This is a genomic window from Ruegeria sp. AG1 (assembly GCF_056541705.1).
The window spans coordinates 132,700-153,688 of sequence record NZ_JBQFYU010000007.1 but is presented as its reverse complement, the minus strand read 5'-3'; the positions used below and the strand labels follow the sequence as shown (position 1 = coordinate 153,688).

General features: G+C 56.1%; 21 protein-coding genes. 12 read left to right on the top strand and 9 right to left on the bottom strand.

The annotated features are described in order from the left end of the window. Positions 1-26 precede the first annotated feature (26 nt). Positions 27-311, bottom strand: coding sequence for a hypothetical protein (locus ACR0B5_RS12480; protein ID WP_480540796.1), 285 nt, complete (start codon positions 309-311; stop codon positions 27-29). Positions 312-672: 361 nt separating this feature from the next. Here ACR0B5_RS12480 and ACR0B5_RS12475 point away from each other — a divergent pair, with 361 nt between their 5' ends. The 3 genes from ACR0B5_RS12475 to ACR0B5_RS12465 all read left to right on the top strand — a co-directional run bounded on the left by ACR0B5_RS12475 (position 673) and on the right by ACR0B5_RS12465 (position 2,364). Next, positions 673-1,158, top strand: coding sequence for a hypothetical protein (locus tag ACR0B5_RS12475; protein WP_480540794.1), 486 nt, complete (start codon positions 673-675; stop codon positions 1,156-1,158). A 303-nt stretch (positions 1,159-1,461) separates the two neighbouring features. Beyond that, a complete protein-coding gene (locus ACR0B5_RS12470) occupies positions 1,462-1,962 on the top strand; it encodes a hypothetical protein (protein ID WP_480540792.1) in 501 nt (166 codons plus the stop codon). A gap of 45 nt (positions 1,963-2,007) precedes the next feature. Beyond that, positions 2,008-2,364: a GIY-YIG nuclease family protein gene (locus ACR0B5_RS12465; RefSeq protein WP_480540790.1), complete on the top strand. Its 357-nt coding sequence runs from the start codon at positions 2,008-2,010 to the stop codon at positions 2,362-2,364. A gap of 311 nt (positions 2,365-2,675) precedes the next feature. Here the strand turns inward: ACR0B5_RS12465 and ACR0B5_RS12460 are convergent, their stop codons facing one another. From ACR0B5_RS12460 to ACR0B5_RS12450, 3 genes are all read right to left on the bottom strand, one after another. Beyond that, the gene (locus ACR0B5_RS12460; RefSeq protein WP_480540788.1) at positions 2,676-3,161 is read right to left on the bottom strand and encodes a type II toxin-antitoxin system HicB family antitoxin; all 486 of its coding nucleotides are present in this window, start codon (positions 3,159-3,161) and stop codon (positions 2,676-2,678) included. Beyond that, on the bottom strand, positions 3,158-3,418 hold the full coding sequence (locus ACR0B5_RS12455; protein ID WP_480540786.1) for a type II toxin-antitoxin system HicA family toxin: 261 nt from the start codon (positions 3,416-3,418) through the stop codon (positions 3,158-3,160). The genes ACR0B5_RS12460 and ACR0B5_RS12455 overlap by 4 nt, the downstream gene beginning before the upstream one ends. Positions 3,419-3,610: 192 nt before the next feature. Continuing rightward, a complete protein-coding gene (locus tag ACR0B5_RS12450) occupies positions 3,611-4,000 on the bottom strand; it encodes a hypothetical protein (RefSeq protein ID WP_480540784.1) in 390 nt (129 codons plus the stop codon). Positions 4,001-4,170: 170 nt separating this feature from the next. Here ACR0B5_RS12450 and ACR0B5_RS12445 point away from each other — a divergent pair, with 170 nt between their 5' ends. Together ACR0B5_RS12445 and ACR0B5_RS12440 are read left to right on the top strand one after the other, a co-directional pair. Then, the gene (locus tag ACR0B5_RS12445; protein WP_480540782.1) at positions 4,171-5,004 is read left to right on the top strand and encodes a helix-turn-helix domain-containing protein; all 834 of its coding nucleotides are present in this window, start codon (positions 4,171-4,173) and stop codon (positions 5,002-5,004) included. Positions 5,005-5,456: 452 nt separating this feature from the next. After that, the gene (locus ACR0B5_RS12440) at positions 5,457-7,469 is read left to right on the top strand and encodes a CocE/NonD family hydrolase (RefSeq protein WP_480540780.1); all 2,013 of its coding nucleotides are present in this window, start codon (positions 5,457-5,459) and stop codon (positions 7,467-7,469) included. Between the two features lie 32 nt (positions 7,470-7,501). Here ACR0B5_RS12440 and ACR0B5_RS12435 read toward each other — a convergent pair whose 3' ends face one another. Further along, positions 7,502-8,113 carry a TetR/AcrR family transcriptional regulator gene (locus tag ACR0B5_RS12435; protein ID WP_480540778.1) on the bottom strand — a complete coding sequence of 204 codons (612 nt, stop codon included), beginning with the start codon at positions 8,111-8,113 and terminating at the stop codon, positions 7,502-7,504. Between the two features lie 138 nt (positions 8,114-8,251). On the opposite strand from ACR0B5_RS12435, the gene ACR0B5_RS12430 reads away from it, so the two are divergent. From ACR0B5_RS12430 to ACR0B5_RS12400, 7 genes are all read left to right on the top strand, one after another. Continuing rightward, positions 8,252-8,716, top strand: a complete 465-nt coding sequence (locus ACR0B5_RS12430; RefSeq protein WP_480540776.1) for a (2Fe-2S)-binding protein — start codon at positions 8,252-8,254, stop codon at positions 8,714-8,716. A 3-nt stretch (positions 8,717-8,719) separates the two neighbouring features. Further along, entirely contained in the window at positions 8,720-10,906 is a 2,187-nt protein-coding gene (locus ACR0B5_RS12425; protein WP_480540774.1) for a xanthine dehydrogenase family protein molybdopterin-binding subunit, read from the top strand. A gap of 129 nt (positions 10,907-11,035) precedes the next feature. Continuing rightward, positions 11,036-12,355, top strand: coding sequence for a glutamine synthetase family protein (locus tag ACR0B5_RS12420; RefSeq protein ID WP_480540772.1), 1,320 nt, complete (start codon positions 11,036-11,038; stop codon positions 12,353-12,355). 58 nt (positions 12,356-12,413) lie between these two features. Next, a complete protein-coding gene (locus tag ACR0B5_RS12415; RefSeq protein ID WP_170374108.1) occupies positions 12,414-13,094 on the top strand; it encodes a type 1 glutamine amidotransferase in 681 nt (226 codons plus the stop codon). Continuing rightward, entirely contained in the window at positions 13,094-14,452 is a 1,359-nt protein-coding gene (locus tag ACR0B5_RS12410; RefSeq protein ID WP_170374109.1) for a glutamine synthetase family protein, read from the top strand. Before ACR0B5_RS12415 ends, ACR0B5_RS12410 begins: the two co-directional genes overlap by 1 nt. Positions 14,453-14,472: 20 nt before the next feature. Beyond that, entirely contained in the window at positions 14,473-15,777 is a 1,305-nt protein-coding gene (locus ACR0B5_RS12405) for an NAD(P)/FAD-dependent oxidoreductase (RefSeq protein WP_480540769.1), read from the top strand. A gap of 116 nt (positions 15,778-15,893) precedes the next feature. Continuing rightward, positions 15,894-17,108, top strand: a complete 1,215-nt coding sequence (locus tag ACR0B5_RS12400) for a DegT/DnrJ/EryC1/StrS family aminotransferase (RefSeq protein WP_480540767.1) — start codon at positions 15,894-15,896, stop codon at positions 17,106-17,108. Here ACR0B5_RS12400 and ACR0B5_RS12395 read toward each other — a convergent pair. The 4 genes from ACR0B5_RS12395 to ACR0B5_RS12380 form a co-directional block, all read right to left on the bottom strand. After that, on the bottom strand, positions 17,096-17,851 hold the full coding sequence (locus ACR0B5_RS12395) for a trypsin-like serine peptidase (protein ID WP_480540765.1): 756 nt from the start codon (positions 17,849-17,851) through the stop codon (positions 17,096-17,098). The two genes, ACR0B5_RS12400 and ACR0B5_RS12395, sit on opposite strands and share 13 nt — an antisense overlap. Positions 17,852-17,862: 11 nt before the next feature. After that, positions 17,863-18,411: a polyhydroxyalkanoate synthesis repressor PhaR gene (phaR, locus tag ACR0B5_RS12390; protein WP_170552879.1), complete on the bottom strand. Its 549-nt coding sequence runs from the start codon at positions 18,409-18,411 to the stop codon at positions 17,863-17,865. 134 nt (positions 18,412-18,545) lie between these two features. Beyond that, a complete protein-coding gene (locus tag ACR0B5_RS12385) occupies positions 18,546-18,992 on the bottom strand; it encodes a phasin family protein (RefSeq protein WP_170374114.1) in 447 nt (148 codons plus the stop codon). A 144-nt stretch (positions 18,993-19,136) separates the two neighbouring features. Further along, positions 19,137-20,939: a PHA/PHB synthase family protein gene (locus tag ACR0B5_RS12380; protein ID WP_480540763.1), complete on the bottom strand. Its 1,803-nt coding sequence runs from the start codon at positions 20,937-20,939 to the stop codon at positions 19,137-19,139. Between the last annotated feature and the right edge of the window lie 50 nt (positions 20,940-20,989).

Below are 20,989 nucleotides of genomic sequence, written 5' to 3'. Positions count from 1 at the left end.
TGCAGATGCGGATCACGGTGCGCTAGTCAAGGCTCTAATGGCTCATCGCCTCGCGCGACGCGCGCCCGATTGATAAAAGGTAAGCAAACATTTCGAAGCCCCATTGAAAGGACAATTTCCGGTGGGAGTTCCCATTTTTTCAAATCTTGATATTGGTTCTCAACCACGTCAACAAGATCATTAGTGTTGAGTCCCAATTCGATCAAACACTTTGTCAAATCCTCACTATAGCTGTTGTCGACTCCAACGATATGTATGGTCATATCCTGCAGCACCCCTGCGACGAATCCGTGCTTGTTGCCTGCACTCATTTGGTTCCAGTCACCGCGATTGCAGTAGTAGCAAAGACTATAAGAAACTTGCGGGATCACAACCAAAACGAAGGCGATGGCGAACTTAGATATTGGTTTCAATTTTAGAGGCCCTTAAAGTCTGTTCAGACCAACCTACCGATGTTCTTACCTGCGTCTAGCCCAACAGAGTTACAAACGTGCATTGGCCAGGCAGGCTTCAGGAATGGCCTACAATTGCAGATCATGTCCGACAGATGCGCAACATGACATCCGCCTTGAAACACCCGCCACTTCCTAGAACTCATGACAGCGTCTGGTAAGCGTGCCATCTTGTGGCCATTGAACGAACGTAGGTTTTCAGAAGGAGCATGTTGTTTATTTGGAACACTACATCAGCGGCGCAGCAATCATCATTTCGATTATCGCGATTTGGCAATCGCATCGAGCCATTCAGATAAGTAAATCCTACCGGCGACAAGACCTTCGTATGCTAGTACTGAGTGAACATAGCGAAGCACTCAATTTAGCCCAAATGTTGCCGCTAGAAATCAACTCCCTGCGAAAAAACACTCACTATCTGCACCGTCGAACCGGAAGGCTTGAAAGCGAAAGCGCCAGAATGAAGACGGGGATACGAGAACAAATGAATAGTAAGTGCTCCGTGCTGAAGCGTGAGTTGGAGGAAATCGACACTGACATCGATGGAAAGTCACCCGAGGAACTGGAACAAGTTCTGTTCGACATACGCCGGGCGCGTGCCGAGTTGGATCGAATGAGTTGCCTTGTTGCAGGTGAAATTTCTGAAATCGAAAAAGAGGAAGATCGCGCCAAAGAAGCTGAGCATCGCGCAGAGGATTCGACGTGAACCAAGATCAACCGTTCTTCGCGATATTCTCCCAACACTATGAAGGCTTGCAGTTCTTTAAGTGGCACGATCAATTGGCATTTATCGCGCTAATCCGGAAGGTGTTCCATTGCCTGTTAAAGACTATGACGAAAATCGCTCAGGCTGAAGCCGATGTCTTTGATATGACCGTACGTTTTCCCAAGGCCTAAGTTGGTGGCAAAATTGTCTAGTTATGAAAAACTTTTGTCAGATTTTCACAAGCAATTTTGAAGATAGAGGTTAGTTCCGAACTAAAGCCCTGAAAATGAATGGATTTACGTCGTGAAAAAGTTACTCGCAACCGTCGCTTTCTTTTCCAGCGCTGGCGCTTCGCTAGCGCAAAACACAATCTATACCCCACAGGATTTTAGCGTGGCTTGGGTTCAAGTAGTCGACGAGGCAAAGAACGGGTGTTGGACCAACATAGGTGAGGTTCAAACTTATGCAGAAGACCAGATGCGGCTTGCTGGCTTCAATGTAGTAGACGAGCCTGTTGTGCCGGACGGGGAGCCTAGTCCCGCTTTGTACCAAAACGGTGTTATTCTGTGGGTGAACGTTGTCGGTCAGCGACTTGGTGATGGCCTGTGCGTCGGCTATGTCAACTCCACGTTCTTCGCGACAATGATCAACCCGAACCGGGAAGAGATTTCTTTCATAAACCCCATAGGCAATACTATTCCGCCTTATTCTGTCTGGTCGAACGGCAACTTCAACACCTATGCGCTGGACTACGTGAAGGTTGCGATCAATGCTTGGACTAAACATGGCATTGGCGATGAGTGAGGCATCGCAAAAACCTGCGACACTTAGAGTTTAGGGACTTCAAAGATGAAGGAACAAAACGCTGCGAAGTTTGAACGGCCTCACGTGATCTATTCGATTGACGATCCCGAAACAGGTTCACCGCTCTACATTGGTCAAACGGTCAACTATAAACGGAGAATAAAAGAACATCTAAAGCTTCGGCCCGGCGCGTCTTCTGCAGTTTTCCTTGAGCCAATGATTGCTGCCGGTTTTGAGCCAATCTTCAAGATTATTGCCATAGTTGATAACCGCAAAAAAGCTGACGCACGCGAGACGGAAGAAATCCAAAAGGCGATAGCTGCTGGTCACGAACTGTTTAACGCTACCAGTGAATTAAACTTGGCTGCCAAAAAGCTAAAGAAATCAGCTAGGAACAAATAGCGGTTTAGCAGGTAGGTAGCAGAGCTTTCAATTGAAGTGCTCCCTTGACTGCACTGGAACAAAAATAGAACATCTAAGCATTAGACTTGCACCTCAAGGACATAAACGTTTGATACGCTGGCCGCGAACGATCCCCTACGACCTACGCTGTCGCCTAGAGCAATTGCATGAGTACCGCGACGCGCCGTCGATTCAAACGCAATGGGGCACGATCCTAGAATGGCTGGAGAAACACGGCGTCCAGCCGCCCGACCAACCGCTGCCAGTGGAACCTGAGCAAAAAGGCCCGGTTGGGCATTTTTAGTCTTGGATTATGCCCGGCGCGGCTTTTTGCTTGATATCTTAGACATCTTATCCTGCCTCATCATCCGTCCGCTGCTGGACATACGTGTCAGGCCACCCGACTTCACCACTCGCTTATAGTATACGCCAGATGATGATGATCTGGCCTTTTGTTTTTTAGGGCTCAGTTTTTTATCGGTGAACATCCGTTCAATCAGCTTGTTGACACTGATGCCTTCCTCGGCTGCAACCATTGAGACATTACGGTGTGCATCTGGGGAAATCCGAACAGATAATTGTCCAGAGTATGATTTGTCAGGCTCTTTGCCGATAGCTTCACAAGTTTCAAGGTAGTCGTCCAAAGCCTCGTGAAACGCCTCGGTTACTTCCGGAACACTTTCACCGTGAAACCCGACAACATCGTCGATACCCAGAATGCGACCGGCAAGCACTCCATCTTCCGGCTCGAAATCGATCCGGGCTTTGTATCCTTTATATTCCAGCACGTTTTTCATTCCGGGGTTACTCCGATCTTTTCCAAAAAGTCCCTTGCGTCCCTCACTTGGTAGCGTTTTGCTTCAGGCTCCGGGTGCGGACGATGAACGCGAAGGATCAACCTGCTTTGCGACACAAACTTTACACCAGACCCCTTGCCTTCAATCACGTCACAACCGACAGCCACTAACAGACTTTCAATGTCCCGCCACCGGATGTTTACGCTCACGGGGTCTTTGAATACCGCCTTGAGCGTCTTCAACTGCCTACTGTTCATCAAATCAATATGATCCGCGCTTGCACTTTTTGCAAGCATAGCACCCAAGAAGTTACTGGCGGCGTTCTACCTGCGTGTTCGACCCGTACGGATCGCGAACAGCAAAAGAAGCTCATTGTAAGAAAAAAGACGCAGTGAGTGCATCAGTAGGCCTGATGCACTCACGATATCTATTTTGGGAGTGCGGCTATTTTAGAAGTCGCACTCAATTTTTTCCATGCCGTAGCCGCACGCGCCACCGGGTTTGGTTTTCAAACGGTTTGCACGGTGAACAGCGCTTCCGTCGCTGAGCTTGCAGATGTCGCGAGCAAAGGCTTGAGTAGTGCTATTGGGGTATTGATCGCCATGCCAACCGCAGTCCTTGAAGAAATACTCGCTATCTTTGAGCTGTGGAAATTTTCTCTCGCATCCTCCGCGTGTTTCACCCACGCAACCATAGTAGGTTTTGGTCTGCGCGGCTTGCGCCGGCGATTGAGTAACCGAAACTACTGTTGTGATTGTACCCATTGCAAGCAAGGCTACGACAAAAGTAGATTTAGCGTTGATGGAGATCTGCTTTTTGGTTTTCGTCTTAGTGCTCATTTTGGTTTTCCTCTGTTCGAGTTAAAGTTGATTGAAAGCTGTGTGCACACAGTGTCCAATTTGCGGAAATCCTGGATCATTGTTATTGTCGCCGTGCTGTCATCGGCCTGTCCTCACACGACAAGTCGCACGAAAAACTGTAAAAATTTGTTTTTATTTCAGGCTCTTAAATGAAAAGACAATTATCAAAAGAAGAACGAAAAAGAGATTCAATAGTCTTTTGCGAACTCATGAGACGCGTCCGCGAAGAACAGAATATGACCCAAGACTCTCTTGCCGAATGCGCTCGAATGGGAAAATACGGACCCTCGAATATCAACCACTACGAAAAAGGCCGCAAAGTCATTGGACGGGAATTGGCGCTTAAGATCACTAAATGCCTCGAACTCGACCAAGAGGAAATTCCGGAGTCGCTCCTTTCGGATGAAGCGCTTGAAGAGCTCAGAAAAAAGAGAGAAGCAGGCGTAGTACTTATGCCCGAAGACATTTCTCGGATAAGATCCCAGCTTAACTGGGAAGAACACTGGAACGACATAATCCGACTTACAAAGCAATCGGCCGTTGGGGAAAGCGACTTGTCAGCGATTGATTGCTTGTCACGATTGTCAGGCCCACGCGCAAAAGCTTTGATTGAAGGGGAGCCCATACGCGTGGAGACAAACATTGAAGCGCTTTGGGGACTCAAAAAGATGTCTTTGATCTCATTGTCAAACGATCCAAAAAATACGCTGCTCGTGGTCTTTGCGTTTTCCTCAGCTATGCTGCTGGGCTATTTTGCGGCCAATGGTATACGACAATCCGGCGTATCGGAGTTTCATCTTGTTGTGGCATTGATGTTAGCTGGTGTGACCGCTTTGCTCGCTTGGATCAAGTTTCGAGAAAAGGATTCTGATAGTCATCCCACTTCAAGGAAGGTCGCCAAGCTTACTCCCGAGGGAATCGAACTGGTACAAAAAGTAGTGAACCCATCTATAGAACGGTATATACGAATGCACCGTCCTTAGTGCTGCCTAAGAACCAAAAACCACAGTAAACAGTGACAGGCCAATGGCGTTCCACAAACTGTGTTTTCGACCGCACGACAAAATTCCCCTTACTTGAGCAGAAGTTCAGAAAAGCAAACACTTGTGCAAACAGGGAAGAAAAAAGAAATCCTAATATATTGATTTAAAGAATTAAAATCTGAAATCATCCGTCCAATCCATCATGGGTGCTACGCTCAAACGCGCTGCTCGGTCCAAGTTTTTCACGTTTTTCTCTGTCACCTGACAAATCCCGGTCTGTGCCTGCGTGTGGCTATCACAGCGGAACGGCAAACTTGAGTCACATTTTGCAGCCCGAAGCCTCCTATTAGCTTGCACGCTGAACGGGTTGTGCGTTTCATACGACCAAAAGCGGCGACGCGACATAGGTGCTTGAGTGAAACACAAGCCAAAACAACAGGAAGGACCCGGCCATGAATAGCGTAGAGGTGATCGAAACCGTCTGGATTCCGATGCCCGATGGCACGCAATTGGCCGCGCGTCTGTGGTTGCCACCCAATGCGCACGAGACTCCGGTGCCCTGCCTGTTGGAATACATCCCCTATCGTCGCCGAGATCGCACGCGTCTGCGCGACGAAACAATGCATCCGCGCTTTGCCGAGGCGGGCTATGCCTCGATCCGGGTGGATATTCGCGGCAACGGCGATAGCGGTGGACTGGCCGAGGATGAATACTCGGATCAGGAAACCCAGGACGGTGTTGATATCATCGCGTGGCTGGCCGAACAGCCGTGGTGCGACGGCAATGTCGGTATGTTTGGCAAAAGCTGGGGTGCTTACAACTCATTTCAGGTTGCCGCCAAACGCCCCCCTGCGCTGAAAGCCATCGCGCCGGTGATGGGTTGCGACGACCGCTGGCGCGAAGACATCCATTTCTACGGAGGCGTCCTGGCTGGCGACAATTTCTGGTGGGGCTCGATCATGCAACTGCTGAACGCCTTCCCACCGGACCCTGAAATCGTAGGCGAGGACAAGTGGCGCGACCTCTGGCGTGACCGGCTTGAAGCGATGGAGTTCTGGCCCGCCATGTGGCTGGAACATCAGACCCATGACGAGATGTGGCGACGCGGCTCGATCTGCGAGGACTATGACGCAATCAACGTGCCCGTCTACTATTTCGGCGGCTGGGCAGATCTGTATCGCGACACGCCGTTCCGGATCTCGGAACACCTTAACGTGCCGGTCAAGGTGATGATGGGCCCGTGGTCTCATCTCTACCCGCATGAGGGCAAGCCCACCCCTCAGGTCGATTTCATCGCCGAGGTATTACGGTTCTGGGACTATTGGCTGAAGGGGATCGACACCGGGATCATGGATGAGCCGCCGCTGCACCTGTACATGATGGACAGCGCGCGCCCCGCTGGAACGCAAACACACCGCCCCGGTCGCTGGGTCGAGGAGCCCAGCTGGCCCTCGCCCAATGTGTCGAACGAAACCTATTGGTTGAACGCGGGATCGTTGGACGCACAAGCGCAAACAGGCGCGCCGATGCAGATTACCTCTCCGCAGACGTTCGGCTCGGCCGGTGGGGTTATGTGTTCCTTCGGTATTCCGGGCGATTTACCTCTGGATTGTCGGATCGATGCCGCCGGGGCGATGGTGTTCCGCAGTGACAAGTTGGTGTCATCGTTGGACATTCTGGGCCAACCTGAAGTCGCGCTGCGGGTCAGTGTCGACCAGCCTCAGGCCTTTGTCGCTGCCCTGCTGATCGATGAAGCCCCCGACGGCGCGCAAACCCTGATTTCACGTGGGTTCTTCAACCTGATGCACCGCGACAGTGACACAAAACCTACCCCGGTCGTGCCCGGAGAAGAGATGGATATCTCGATCCAGCTACACGCCATCGGTTACAACGTACCTGTCGGTCACCGGATCATGGTGCAGCTTGCGACCGCCTATTGGCCCATCTTGTGGCCCGCCCCGAATCCAGTTTGCGCGACTGTCGTGCCCGGCTCCTCGGCCTTGTCGTTGCCCGTTCGCACCAATGCGCCGGATGCGTCGACCCCTCGGGACCTTCCGGTTCCTGCCCCGGGTTCGGTACCCGAGACCTCGACCAGAGGTCAGGGCGGATCCGAGACGACGCTGACACGGGACACCCACACCGGCAGACTGACGGAGCGCGTCTTCATCGGCGGCGGCGTCATGGGACCGTCGTCAAAGAAGGTGCTCGAAACAGGGACCGAGATTTCCGACACGTCCGAGCGGATTTACTCCATCCTGCCCGATGATCCCCTATCCGCGGTCGCGACCATGCGGCAAGAAACCCGCTTTGAGCGTGGAGACTGGGATGCGCGTATCAAGACCTGGTCTCAGCAGACGGCCACGGCAAGTGATTTCGTGCTGAACGCCACGGTCGAATGCTGGGACGGAGACACGCTGTTCTTCAAAACGGAATGGAATCACGTGATCCCGCGCAACGGCATGTAGGGGCGGGTTTGTCCGCCCTATGGCGCTAAACGCTACGCGGTGCCCGGGCCGTATCTGCGCATCATCATCTCGACGCTGTTGTTGATTGTGTCCGCCATTTCCTCATGGCTGAGAACCGTGCCTGAGAACAACAGCGGCCAGAACGCCCGCGCCTTGATCAGGCCGATGAATTCGCGCCCAGCCTGTTCGGGGTCGTCGATCTTCAGTTGCCCGTCTGCGGCGGCTTCCCGCAGCATGTCGATGAACGAGGCCGTCTTGTCCAGCTTGCCCTGCGCTTGTTCAGCCAAGGTAGGGTTGCGCAGGATTTCGCTGATCACCATGCGGGACATGGCCATCACATCCGGCAGCATCAGAATGCGCCCCTCGGCCCAGGCCAGTTCAGTCAGTTGTTCACGAACATCGCGCCCTTTTTCGTACCTAATCTCAAGCACTTCCGCAAAGCGACTGGACAGTTCCGTCACGATTGAGCGGAACAGATTTTCCTTGCTTTCGAAATACTTATAGAGCGTCCGCTTGGACACCTCGGCCTGACGTGAAATTCGATCCATGCTGGCCGCCGCGAACCCCTTTTCCTGGAATTCGGCCACAGCAGCTTCGATGATCTGTGCATATTTGGACGCATTGGGCGCGCTGATCTCATTCATTCCATTGCTATAGACCCATTGACAGCATCGGGTCAAACACTAGGTAAACGCAGGAGTTTACAGGCGCGACTTTCTGTGCGACATGTAAACCCGCAAGTTTACCGACTCAGGTAGCAAGCCAACACGGAGTATCCCCTCATGGCCATCAATCTGAAACTGAACGGCGAGACGCATACTGTCGACGCCGAACCCGGCACGCCCCTGCTCTGGGTGATCCGGGATGAGCTGAAGCTCACCGGAACCAAATTTGGCTGCGGCGTCGCGTCTTGCGGCGCCTGCACCGTGCATCTGAATGGCGAGCCCGTCCGCTCGTGTCAGACTTATATCGAAGACGTCGAAGACGCCGAGATCACCACAATCGAAGCCGTCGGTGAGGACATGATCGGCGCAGCTGTCCAACAGGCCTGGGTCGAGCTGGACGTGGTTCAGTGCGGCTACTGCCAGTCGGGTCAGGTGATGTCGGCCGTTGGCCTGCTGGCTGAGAACCCCAAGCCCAGCGCAGAGGAAATCGACGCGTACATGTACGGCAATGCCTGCCGCTGTGCCACCTATCAACGTATCCGCGCCGGCATCCAGCGCGCATCTGAAATTCTGGAGGCCTGATCCATGAACATCAACACCTCTCGCCGTGGATTTCTGAAAGGCGCCGCTGCTGCTGGTGCCGTCCTGCTAGTTGGCGCACGTCCGGATGGCGCTTTGGCGGCGACCTCGACCGAGACCGCTCAGTTCAACCCCTTCGTTAAAATTGATGCCGACGGCACTGTGACCGCAATCGTCAAACACTTTGAGAAGGGTCAGGGTCCTGCGACCGGTCTGCCCACGCTGATCGCCGAAGAAATCGGCCTGACAATGGACCAGATCGAATACGAATTCGCGCCCTCTGATCCCAACGTCTACAACAACCTTCTGTTCGGCCCGTTCCAAGGCACGGGCGGGTCGACCGCGATGGCGAATTCGTGGCTGCAATACCGTCAGGCCGGTGCTGCCGCACGCGAGATGCTGATCAACGCGGCGGCCCAAAGCTGGGGCGTCGACGCATCGGGCGTCACAATCGAAGAAGGCATTGTCAAATCCGGCGACAAGTCGGCTCCGATTGCCGAATTCGTGGCCGCAGCCGCTCAGCTGGACGCCCCGACCGAGCCGCGTCTGAAGGACCCGTCCGAGTTCCGCCTGATCGGAAATGAAACCGTTCGGCGTAAAGATTCGGCGATCAAGGGCAATGGTCAGGCCATGTATGCCATGGACGTCCACCTGCCCAACCAGATGATCGCTATGATCAAACGCCCCGAATCCAAGGGCGGAATTGCGCAAGGGTTTGATGATAGCGCCTCGAAAGAGGTCAAAGGCTACATCAGTGCCGCAGTTCTACCCAACCAAGCGGGTGTCGCCGTCTACGCGGAAAACACCTGGGCCGCGATCCAGGCGCGTGATGCGCTTGAGGTCGAATGGGATATGTCGGGCGCTGAAACCCGCGACTCGGACCAGATCAAGGCCGAGATCATGGACGCGCTCGATGCCGAGCCGACCTACAATGTCAACAAGGCTGATTTTGCAACCGTCTCTGCCGCCATCGACGGCGCTGACACGGTGGTTGAGCGGACATTCTACTTCCCGCTTCTGGCCCATGCGCCGATGGAGCCGCTGAACTGCACCATCGAACAGACTGCGGACGGAGACATTGTCCTGCATGATGGCGCGCAGATGCCGACCGGCCCGCATATGGCCTACCAGCAGATCTTCGAGCTTCCGGCCGAAAAGATCCATATCAACACGATGCTGGCAGGCGGGTCCTTTGGCCGCCGCGCAACACCTGATGCGGATTATCAGGTCGAGGCTGCGTTGGCCTTCGTGGTCACAGACCGCTCTCGCCCGGTCAAACTGGTCTGGACGCGTGAAGATGACATACGCAGCGGCTACTATCGCCCTGCCTTTGGTCACAAAGTGCGCGTCGGTCTGAACGGTGAAGGAAACATCGTCGGATGGCACCATCAAATCGCCGGTCAGTCGGTCATCAAGGGGACGCCCTTCGAAGCCGTTCTGGTGCATGACGGCATCGACCACAGCTCGGTCGAAGGGGTTTCTGACAGCCCATACGCCATCCCCGGCATGGCCGTAGGTCTGACTGATACACCGAAAGCCACGACGGTATTGTGGTGGCGCTCGGTCGGGCACACCCATACGGGCTATGCGATGGAGGCCATGATGGACCTGGCCGCAGAGGCCGCCGGTCGCGACCCGGTCGAGTTCCGCTTGGCGCATCTGAGCGATGACAGCAACGCAGATCAGGCTCGCAAGGCCGGAGTTCTGAAGCTGGCGATTGAGAAGGCCGGATGGGGCAACGCTCCAGCCGGGCGCGCGCAGGGCATCGCAGTTCACAAGTCCTTTGGCTCTTATGTGGCCGAAGTAGTCGAGGTGTCCGGCGATTTGGATAGCGGAGTTCGCATCGAAAAAGTCACCTGTGCCGTTGATTGCGGCATCGCGGTGAACCCCGATGTGGTCAAAGCACAGATCGAAGGTGGTGTCGGCTATGGCATTGGTCACGTCATGCGCGACCAGATCACGCTGACCAGCGGCGCGGTAGACCAGTTCAACTTCCCGGATTACGAGCCTCTGCGGATCGGTGATATCCAGGCGATTGACGTCCATATAGTTCCGTCAGCCGAAGCGCCCACGGGCGTGGGCGAGCCGGGCACACCGCCGTCCGCCCCGGCCCTGGCGAATGCCATTCGCGCTCTTTCGGGCGTGAAGGTCACGACCCTGCCCATGGCGGAAAACGGCGTAACGTTCGTCTGATCCTAAAACACGTGGCGTCGGCGCAATTTGTGCCGACGCCTTTTTCCACCCCTGAAATTTGATCAAATTTCGTGACAAGGCCGTTTGGCTTCGCTACATCTCGGATAACCGAGAGGAGCTACCGCCCCAATGGACCTGAACGCCTTGCACAATTTCCGCGTTGCCGCCTGCGACCTGAACGGTCAGATGCGTGGCAAACGTGTCCCGCCTTCCTATGCCGACAAGCTGAGCAAGGGTGCCGTGCGCATGCCGTTCTCAGCGTTGAATGTCGATCTATGGGGCGCGGATATCGACGGAAGCCCACTCGTGTTCGAAACCGGTGACGCCGATGGCATCCTGCTTCCGACCGAGCGCGGGGCTGTGCCAGTGCCATGGTTGGAAACATCGACCGCCCTGGTTCCCATGAGCCTCTATGACGACGACGGCGTTCCCTTTGCGGGCGACCCGCGCCATGCGCTAGCCTCCGTGCTGTCGCGCTACGCGCAGCGCGGCTGGTCAGTCGTTGCGGCGACCGAGTTGGAATTCACCCTTGTTGACGCGTCCGGCCCCCAACCGTTACCGCCCCTCAACCCCATCACTGGTCGCCGCCTGACGGACGAGGCGGTTCTTTCCGTCGCTGAAATGGACGCGTTCGAGGCGTTCTTCACCGACCTCTATGACGGGTGCGCTGCAATGGGCATCCCCGCGCAAACTGCAATATCCGAAAGCGGGATCGGCCAGTTCGAGATCAACCTCAATCATCAAGACGCCATGCGCTGCGCCGATGATACGTGGCTTTTCAAAGCGTTGACGCGTGGTTTGGCCCGCAAACACGGCTTTGCCGCGACCTTCATGACGAAACCCTATGCTGAGGACGCGGGAAACGGCATGCATGTGCATTTCTCGGTCCTGGACCGAGACGGGCGGAACATCTTCGACGATGGCGGGCCCGAGGGCACCGACCTGCTGCGCTCAGCAGTGGCCGGGTGCCTCGCCGCCATGCCCGCCAGCACTCTGATCTTTGCCCCTCATGGGAATTCATACGCACGGCTAGTGCCCAGCGCGCATGCGCCCACCGGTGCAAGCTGGGCCTACGAAAACAGAACCGCTGCCATCCGTATTCCGGGCGGTGCCCCGGTGGCCCGACGTATCGAGCACCGCGTGGCTGGTGGCGACATCAACCCTTACCTGATGCTGAGTGCCGTTCTGGGCGCGGCGCTGGTCGGTATCGAGGACGGCATGGTGCCCCCTGCCCCGATCTCGGGCAATGCTTATGAAATTGACGGTCTGCCTCAGCTTGCTGGCAACTGGGCCGCCGCCATCGACCTGTTCGAGAGTGACCCGATCATAACCCGGCTTTTCCCATCGGAATTGATCCGCAATCTGGCGATGACCAAACGGCAGGAAATTGCACGTTTTGCAGACCGCCCCGAAGACGAACACTGGCTAAACTATCTCGAGGCCGTGTGACCCCTTGCCCGAAGGCCCGCTCTCGGGTATTTCTGAATTTGATCAAATTCGGTGACTTATGAAAATCGGCATTCTACAAACTGGCCACACCCCTGATGCGCTCATGCAGGATTTCGGGGACTATGACTCTCTGTTTCCAGCATTGTTGGACGGACATGGGTTTGAATTCAAAACGTTCGCGGTCGTTGACGGGATCTTCCCCGACAGCGCAGAAGACGCAGATGGCTGGCTGATCACAGGCTCTCGCTACGGGGCCTATGAGGACCTGCCATGGATTCCCCCGCTTGAGGACCTGATCCGCCAAATTCACCAAAGCGGCAAGCCGCTGGTGGGTGTCTGCTTTGGTCACCAGATCATCGCGCAGGCGCTGGGCGGCAAAGTCGAAAAATACCAAGGTGGTTGGTCGGTTGGACGCACCGAATATGACTTCGATGGCGATAACGTCTGGCTGAACGCCTGGCATCAGGACCAGGTCGTGGCCGTGCCGGACGGGGCCGAGGTGATCGGCAGCAACGATTTCTGCCAAAACGCCATGCTGCGCTACGGTGACCAGATCTGGACCGTGCAGGCGCATCCTGAATTTTCCAACGATTTCGTCTCGGGCCTGATGCGCACGCGGGGCAAAGGGTTAGTGCCTGATGACCTCATGCAAGCCGCAGCGAACAGACAAACAGCACCGGATCACAATGCCCGGATCGCGCAGATCATGGCGGATTTTCTGAAGAAAGCGAGGGCCTGATGGCCGATTGGACAGACGCAGCACCGCAGGCCGCACAAGACTATATCGCCGGACATCGGCTGGATGAGGTCGAGTGCATCATCTCGGACCTGCCGGGCATTGCCCGCGGCAAGGCCGTTCCCGCATCGAAATTCGCGCGGCAATCCTATTTCCACCTGCCTGACAGTATCTTCTACCAGACGATCACGGGCGGCTGGGGTGAAGCCGCGGGTGAGGACGGATTCATTGAACGCGACATGATCCTGAAACCGGATTTCTCGACCACATCGGCGGCGCCTTGGACTGGCGACTGGACGCTGCAGGTGATCCACGACGCCTATGACCGCGACGACAACCCGATCCCCTACAGCCCGCGCAACGTGCTGAAGCGTGTTGTGCAGCTCTATCACGACAAGGGCTGGAAGCCGGTGGTCGCCCCGGAGATGGAGTTCTTTCTGGTCGCCCGCAACGTTGACCCGGCGCAGTCGATTGAGCCGATGATGGGCCGCTCGGGCCGTCCTGCCGCCGCGCGTCAGGCCTATTCCATGACGGCCGTGGACGAATTCGGCCCGGTGATCGACGACATCTATGACTTCGCCGAACATCAGGGGTTTGAGATTGACGGGATCACTCAGGAAGGCGGCGCAGGCCAGCTTGAGATCAACCTGCGCCACGGCAATCCAGTGAAGCTGGCGGACGAGGTTTTCTACTTCAAACGCCTGATCCGCGAGGCCGCGCTGCGTCACAATTGCTTTGCGACCTTCATGGCGAAACCGATCGAGGATGAGCCGGGATCGGCGATGCATATCCACCATTCGATCATCGACATAGAGACCGGCCAGAACATCTTCTCCGGTCCGCAAGGCGGTGAGACGGACGCGTTTTACCACTTCATCGCGGGCCTGCAGACCCACCTGCCCGCCGGTCTTGCCGTGATGGCGCCGTATGTGAACTCGTACCGTCGCTATGTGAAAGACCATGCCGCGCCGATCAATCTGGAATGGGCGCGGGACAACCGCACCACGGGCATCCGGGTGCCTCTGTCGGGGCCTGAGGCGCGGCGCGTGGAAAACCGTATCGCCGGGATGGACTGCAACCCGTATCTCGGGATCGCGCTGTCGCTGGCCTGTGGCTATCTGGGGCTGGTCCAACAGGAACGTCCACGTCGGCAGTTCTACGGTGACGCTTATGAGGGCGAAGGGGATATCCCGCAGGTGATGGGGAATGCTCTGGACTTGTTTGACGGAGCCACTGAGTTGCATGAGATTTTGGGCCCCGAATTCGCCCGCGTCTACGGCATCGTCAAACGGGCCGAGTATGAAGAGTTTTTGCAGGTGATCTCTCCGTGGGAACGGGAACATCTCTTGCTGAACGTCTGAGCCTTTTGGGGTCGCCAGGGATGAACCTTCTCTATTCTAACGATAGCAAAGCCGAGTATCCGGCAAGCTGGTATGCCGCGACAGCCAATCCTCTCGCGCGGTTCCCTGAGTTCAAGGGCGAAACGCGCGCCGATGTGTGCATCGTCGGTGGCGGCTATACTGGTTTGTCCGCTGCGCTGCATCTGGCCGAGGCCGGGATGGACGTTGTCCTGCTTGAGGCGCACCGTGTTGGGTTTGGCGCATCAGGCCGCAATGGCGGCCAGTTGGGCAGCGCCCAGCGCATGGACCAGGAGGATCTGGAGCGGCTCGTCGGGCAGGACGACGCTGTCAAGCTTTGGGAACTGGCCGAGGATGCGAAGATCTTGGTCAAATCTCTGGTTAAAAAACACAAAATTGACTGCGACCTGAAGCCCGGTATCGCCAACCTAGGTCTGTCAGCTTCCGAGCGCAGCGATCTGCACGCCCATGCGGCGCATTTGTCGGACCGTTACGGCTACGATCAGATCGAGCTGCTGGATGAAGAGGCGGGCCACGCCCTCTGCCCCTCACCTGCTTACAAGGGGGGGTATCTGGACATGGGGGCGGCGCATTTGCACCCGTTGAACTATGCGCTCGGTCTGGCCCGTGCTGCTGAGGCCGCGGGTGTGCGTGTCTTTGAGGGCACCGAGGTGACAGGGATCGAACAAGGCGACCCGGCCACGGTTCTAACTGAAGGCGGCAAGGTTCGCGCCCAACACGTCATTCTGGCCTGCAACGGATACCTTGGGACACTGAACCGGCAGGTCGCGGCGCGGGTAATGCCCATCAACAACTTCATCGCCGCGACAGAACCGCTCGGGGGTGAGGCCGCACGCGTGCTGACGCAGGATGTCGCTGTTGCGGATACGAAATTCGTGGTGAACTACTTCCGCCTCAGCGCCGATGGGCGCCTGCTGTTTGGCGGAGGCGAAAGCTATGGCTACCAGTTCCCTTCGGATATCTCGACCACCGTGCGCAAACCAATGACCGAGATTTTTCCGCATCTGCGGGACGTCAGGCTCGACTACGCATGGGGAGGCACTCTGGCGATCACAATGCGGCGGATGCCTTATCTAACGCGTGTCGCGCCGAATATCCTGTCCGCCTCGGGCTATTCCGGCCATGGCATCGGCACGGCAACACATGCCGGTCAGCTAATGGCATTGACCATCCAGGGACAGGCCGAAGGGTTCGATACAATGGCCCGCGTCCCAGCCCTGCCCTTTCCCGGTGGTCCTGCCCTACGCAGCCCTCTGCTGGTACTCGCGATGACCTGGTACGCGATGCGGGATCGGCTGGGGATCTAGCCCCCGCTTTCCATACGACAATTTGGTGAAATTTTGCCGATCTTGCGATTGGGGGCTTGGCACGAGCGGCACGCTTGATTTAATAAAGTGAAAGTTAGAATTCGGGAAAACCAAATATGACGCTGCCACCCAACGTTCATGATGCCGAACCCATCCCCGCCGCCGCACGAGACGCAATTGACGCCCTGATGCAGTCAGGCGACCTGTTTCGTTACACCGCGCCGCAAGACGCGCCGGTTGCTTTGCTGGAATCCGAGTTCGCCACGCTGCTGGGAACGAAATACGCATTGGCTGTTTCCTCCTGCTCGGCTGCTCTGTTTCTGTCGCTGAAGGCGCTGGGCCTGCCGCGGGATGCGCGGGTTCTGATCCCGGGCTTCACTTTCGCCGCTGTGCCATCGTCGGTCGTGCATGCGGATTGCGTTCCGGTTCTGTGCGAAGTTGGTCCGAACTACCGCATCGACATGGCTGATTTCGAGGCCAAGCTGGACGATGTGCAGGCGGTCATCATTAGCCATATGCGCGGCCATACCTCGGATATGGATGCGATCATGGCGCTGTGCGACACGCGCGATATCCCGGTGATCGAAGATGCCGCCCATTCGCTGGGCACCACCTGGCATGGGCGCAACATCGGCACCATCGGCAAAATTGGCTGCTTCTCGTTCCAGTCCTACAAGATGATCAACGCGGGCGAAGGTGGCATTCTGATCACTGACGACGCCGATCTGGTGGCCCGTACCGTGATCATGTCAGGGGCCTATGAGCATAACTGGAAGAAGCACAAAACCCCGCATGGCGACAACTCACCTGAGTTGGAGCAGGCTTTTGCCCGCTGGCAGAACAAACTGCCGCTTTATAATTTGCGGATGAGCAACCTCAGCGCTGCAGTGATCCGCCCCCAAATCCCGGAACTGGCGCGCCGCGTGCGCGATGGACTGGCGAACCACGACTATGTTGCGGAACGTCTGAACAGTTCGGACTATATCGATGTCCCCGCCCCGCTTGCGCCCGAACGTCGTGCACCGGATTCGATTCAGTTCAATCTGGTCGGCATGGATGAGGGTGAAATCCGCGCCTTTGCCGCAGCATCTGAGGCGCGCGGCGTCAAAGTTCAGGTCTTTGGCATGAGCGAAGACAATGCCCGCGCCTTCTGGAACTGGCAGTTCCTGCCTGAGCAGTTTGAGCTGCCGCAAACCCGTGCCATGCTGATGACAGCCTGTGACGTGCGCCTGCCCGTGCGCCTGACGCGCGAGGAACTGGACGTGATCGCCGACATCCTGCTGGCCTCGGTCGGTGAGGTCATTGGTCCAGTTCCTGCTTACGGCACCTGAACGCCTAGCACTGCGACGAACAACGCGTCGATCCCTTCGGGGGTCGGCGCAATGCGGGACAGGACACCAGCAACCCGCAGCCCGTCCGAGGTATTCACCAACAGGGGCGCGCCGGAATCCCCCATCATCACGGGGCAAATTCCACGCAGCAGTTGGTCTGCATATGGACGCATGTCGCAGATCTCTGTCTGGCTCAGGACATGAGGCCTCAGACCCGGATAGCCCGCGACGAAGCCTGCCTCGACTTCTTGGTCCGCCGGTTTCACGAAACCGACCTCGGCCCCGATCGGAGCGTCCAGCACCAGTATAGCCCAGTCTAATTTGGGCTGATCGGAGAAGCCGGCTGATACTTCCTGGCCCGCGGGCAAGATATAGTCATCAGCCCGCGCAACCGAGACCGCCTCGCCCCTCTGGTACCCGGCAGCAAATCGAATACTCTCGGGTGGTATCCAGCGTTTGCGTGATCGATTGTAGAGACAATGCGCCGCCGTCAACACATGGTTTTCCGAGATCAGAACGCCCGTACAGTGCGATCTTTGATCCCGCCCGGCGTAGTTCACACGACCAATCGCGCGCCAAGGGGTCTCGGACGCATCGAGAATCTTACGCGCCCGAATATCCTGACATCCGGCAGAGGTATCTGTCCCCAACCGACAAACTGCTGACCAGTTTTCAGTGAACTGCCCCTCCGCCCAAACGGCTTGCGACAACAAAACAGCGACACACAGGACCAGCCAGCGCATCGCCTGCGCTCTTAATTCAGTTTAGAAAGCTTTTGCTGCAACTCGGCCAGCTGTTTTTTGATGTCGTCCAGATCCTCTTTCGGTTCGGACTCATCCTCTTTGTCAGGGCCTGACCAGTTGCCGGACAACCCGCCCGTCATCGCCTTGAGGAACGCCTGTTGCTGCGCCTGCATCGCCTCGAACCCCGGCATCTGAGACATCGGGTTCATGGCGTTCATATTCTCCATCATCTTGCTTTGGCTTTCGCGCAGCATGTCGAACGAGCTTTGCAGGAATTGCGGCATCATGCCCCCACCCGGCACCATGTAGCTGCGCACCAGATCGTTCAGAACATTCACCGGCAGGACGTTTTCGCCCCGGCTTTCATGCTCGGCGATGATTTGCAAAAGGTACTGGCGGGTCAGGTCATCGCCCGTCTTCAGATCAATGATCTGAACTTCGCGCCCGTCGCGGATGAACCCCGCAATATCTTCGAGCGTCACATAATCGCTGGTCTCGGTGTTATACAGCCGACGGCTGGCATAGCGCTTGATCAACAGCGGTTTTTCTTTGTCCGACACCTTGTACCCTCCCCAAGGATGATGCGTTGCAGCAGAGGTTATGCGACTGCAGCACAAAAAGAAAGGGCAGGTCAATCGACCTGCCCAACGCGATGGCACCTATAGGGAGGATAAGATGCCCGTCGCGGACGTTCTTACTTGGCAGCTGCTGCTTTCTTGGCAGCAGTCGTCACCTCAGAAGTTGCTTTCTTGACAGCTGCGGTTGCTTCTTCAGCAGCGTCTTTGCCAGCGGCCATCAGCAGCTCTACGGTTTCCGACTGAACTTTTTTTGCGATTTCAGCGAATGCAGCCAGGTTTTCAGCAGCAACTTCAGCCGACGCGCTTGCGAAGTCGGTTGCGGCTTTTGCGTAGTCAGCAGGCTCGGCCTTTGCTTTCGACATCTCGGTCAGCTTGGCCAGGGTGTCCTTGGTCCATTTGTTCGAGATTTCAGCCGATTTCTCAGCCGCGTCCAGAGCAACGCCCGACAGCTTTTCGTTCAGCGCTGCGGTCGATTTGAAGGCACCTTCCATTGCGGTGGTGTCTACCGGAAACGCGCCCATGACGTCTTTCATGATCGCGGTGAAGTCTTGGGTCTTTGCCATTGTCCTAATCCTTTTCACCGAACCGGGCCCACCCCGGTTTCCATCGGCTTGAGGACAATATGATTTCTGCATCGCAGCATTTCAAGTTTTTTCTTGCTGCAATGCAGAAAAAAATCGAATTTCATTTTGAAATCAGCGATTTGCTCAACGATTTGCCTTTAGCAAAACATAGCTGCCAGGCGCCGGACACAGGCTCGGATGCTCCGAATCACCCGTTTCGCGCGCCGGAACCTGCTTGCCAGACCGTTTCTTCAGCCAAGCGCCCCACATCGGCCACCAGGATCCTTCGTGAAAGTCAGCGTCTTTTAACCAGGCCTCGGCATCCAACTTCAGATCTGGGTTGGTGTAGTGGCCGTATTTCTTCTTGCTGGGCGGGTTCACAATTCCGGCGATATGGCCGGACTCTGATACGACAAAAGTCTTGGACTTGGACCCCATCTGCTGAACACCGCGATAGCAGTCTTTCCAGCGGGCGATATGGTCCGTCTCGCAGGTGATAGCCATCAGTGGGACGTCCACATCCCTGACATGCAGCTTGTGGCCCAGCATCTCGAAGCCGTCGCCCACGAATTCGTTGTGCTGGCACAGGCCGCGCAGATACTGCACCGCCATCTTCCCCGGCAGGTTCGAGCCGTCACCGTTCCAATACAGCAGGTCAAAGGCCGGAGGGGTCTCGCCCATCATATAGCTTCGGATCGCAGGCGTGTAGATCAGGTCGCGCGAACGCAGGAAGGACATGGTGCGTCCAAGAATCCACGCGCGCAGAAGGCCATCTTTGGCGACCTGATCCTCGATCCCATCCACAAAGTCGTTTTGCAAAAACGGCGTGAATTCTCCTTGATCGCCAAAATCGGTCAGAGCCGTAAATAAGGTCGCCGACTTGACCGATTTGTCCCCGCGCTGTTTGAGCAGTGACAGGGTCAGGCTAAGCGTCGTGCCCGCAATGCAATACCCAACGGCGTTGACCTGTTTTACTTTGCAGATCTTCTTGACCGTCTCGATCGCAGTCAGGAACCCATCCTGAATATAGTCCTCCATCCCCACATCGGCGTAGGTGGAGTCGGGATTTATCCAGCTGACGACAAACAGCGTGTACCCCTGCTCGGTCACCCATTTGATTAGGCTGTTCTGGGTTTTGAGGTCGAGAATGTAGAATTTGTTGATCCATGGCGGGAACAGAACGATGGGCGTTTCGTGCACCGTCTCGGTTGCCGGTTTGTATTGGATCAGCTCCATCATACGGTTGCGATAGACAACATCGCCGGGGCTGGTCGCAATATTGACCCCAACCTCGAATGCACTGTCATCCGCAAGCTTGACCACAAGCTCACCATCATTGGCCTCTAGGTCCGAGACGAGGTTCTCAAGCCCTTGGATCAGGGATTGCCCCTCGGTTTCGACAGCTTTCTCCAAGGCATCGGGGTTGGTTGCCAGAAAATTGGTGGGGGCCATCAGGTCAATGATCTGCTGCGAGAAATACTGAAGGCGCTGCTTGTCCTTCTCTTCAAGGTCCTCAACCGACGACACCGCCTGCGCGATCGCTTCGGCATTGGTCTGGTACTGCTGGCGGATCAAGCGAAAATAGGGGTTGGTGTCCCAAAGCGGGTTGGAAAAGCGTTTATCCTTGGGTTTGGGTTCGTCTTCATCGACTTCACCTGTGGTCAGGGCCTGCTGAGCCTCGGCAAAGTTCAAAACGGACTTGCCCCAGTATTCGATCTGCTGTTCCAGCAGTTTGGCAGGATTCTGCAAGGCGTCGGCCCAATAGGCCGTTGCCGCACGTGCATAAAGCTCTTGATTCGGGCCGTCCAATGCCGGGACATGAGACTTTTTCGAAGCCATGACTTCGATCAGGCGCTTGGAGAGAGCCTCAACCTTCTCCATATTTTCTTTAATGCGTTCAATATGTTCTTCGGTAACTTGGCCCGTATTGTCTTCACTTGTTGTCATTTTAACAATTCACCCCTACTCTCGCTGCTATGCAGAATAACGTCGCGGAC

Excerpts from the sequence above, each read along its gene's own strand:
- ACR0B5_RS12400 (WP_480540767.1), top strand. The coding sequence starts at position 15,894 with ATGACGCTGCCACCCAACGTTCATGATGCCGAACCCATCCCCGCCGCC.
- ACR0B5_RS12385 (WP_170374114.1), bottom strand. The coding sequence starts at position 18,992 with ATGGCAAAGACCCAAGACTTCACCGCGATCATGAAAGACGTCATGGGC.
- ACR0B5_RS12460 (WP_480540788.1), bottom strand. The coding sequence starts at position 3,161 with ATGAAAAACGTGCTGGAATATAAAGGATACAAAGCCCGGATCGATTTC.
- ACR0B5_RS12395 (WP_480540765.1), bottom strand. The coding sequence starts at position 17,851 with ATGCGCTGGCTGGTCCTGTGTGTCGCTGTTTTGTTGTCGCAAGCCGTT.
- ACR0B5_RS12435 (WP_480540778.1), bottom strand. The coding sequence starts at position 8,113 with ATGAATGAGATCAGCGCGCCCAATGCGTCCAAATATGCACAGATCATC.
- ACR0B5_RS12455 (WP_480540786.1), bottom strand. The coding sequence starts at position 3,418 with ATGAACAGTAGGCAGTTGAAGACGCTCAAGGCGGTATTCAAAGACCCC.
- ACR0B5_RS12380 (WP_480540763.1), bottom strand. The coding sequence starts at position 20,939 with ATGACAACAAGTGAAGACAATACGGGCCAAGTTACCGAAGAACATATT.
- ACR0B5_RS12465 (WP_480540790.1), top strand. The coding sequence starts at position 2,008 with ATGAAGGAACAAAACGCTGCGAAGTTTGAACGGCCTCACGTGATCTAT.
- ACR0B5_RS12410 (WP_170374109.1), top strand. The coding sequence starts at position 13,094 with ATGGCCGATTGGACAGACGCAGCACCGCAGGCCGCACAAGACTATATC.
- ACR0B5_RS12415 (WP_170374108.1), top strand. The coding sequence starts at position 12,414 with ATGAAAATCGGCATTCTACAAACTGGCCACACCCCTGATGCGCTCATG.
- ACR0B5_RS12450 (WP_480540784.1), bottom strand. The coding sequence starts at position 4,000 with ATGAGCACTAAGACGAAAACCAAAAAGCAGATCTCCATCAACGCTAAA.
- ACR0B5_RS12420 (WP_480540772.1), top strand. The coding sequence starts at position 11,036 with ATGGACCTGAACGCCTTGCACAATTTCCGCGTTGCCGCCTGCGACCTG.
- ACR0B5_RS12430 (WP_480540776.1), top strand. The coding sequence starts at position 8,252 with ATGGCCATCAATCTGAAACTGAACGGCGAGACGCATACTGTCGACGCC.
- ACR0B5_RS12425 (WP_480540774.1), top strand. The coding sequence starts at position 8,720 with ATGAACATCAACACCTCTCGCCGTGGATTTCTGAAAGGCGCCGCTGCT.
- ACR0B5_RS12445 (WP_480540782.1), top strand. The coding sequence starts at position 4,171 with ATGAAAAGACAATTATCAAAAGAAGAACGAAAAAGAGATTCAATAGTC.
- ACR0B5_RS12405 (WP_480540769.1), top strand. The coding sequence starts at position 14,473 with ATGAACCTTCTCTATTCTAACGATAGCAAAGCCGAGTATCCGGCAAGC.
- ACR0B5_RS12480 (WP_480540796.1), bottom strand. The coding sequence starts at position 311 with ATGAGTGCAGGCAACAAGCACGGATTCGTCGCAGGGGTGCTGCAGGAT.
- ACR0B5_RS12440 (WP_480540780.1), top strand. The coding sequence starts at position 5,457 with ATGAATAGCGTAGAGGTGATCGAAACCGTCTGGATTCCGATGCCCGAT.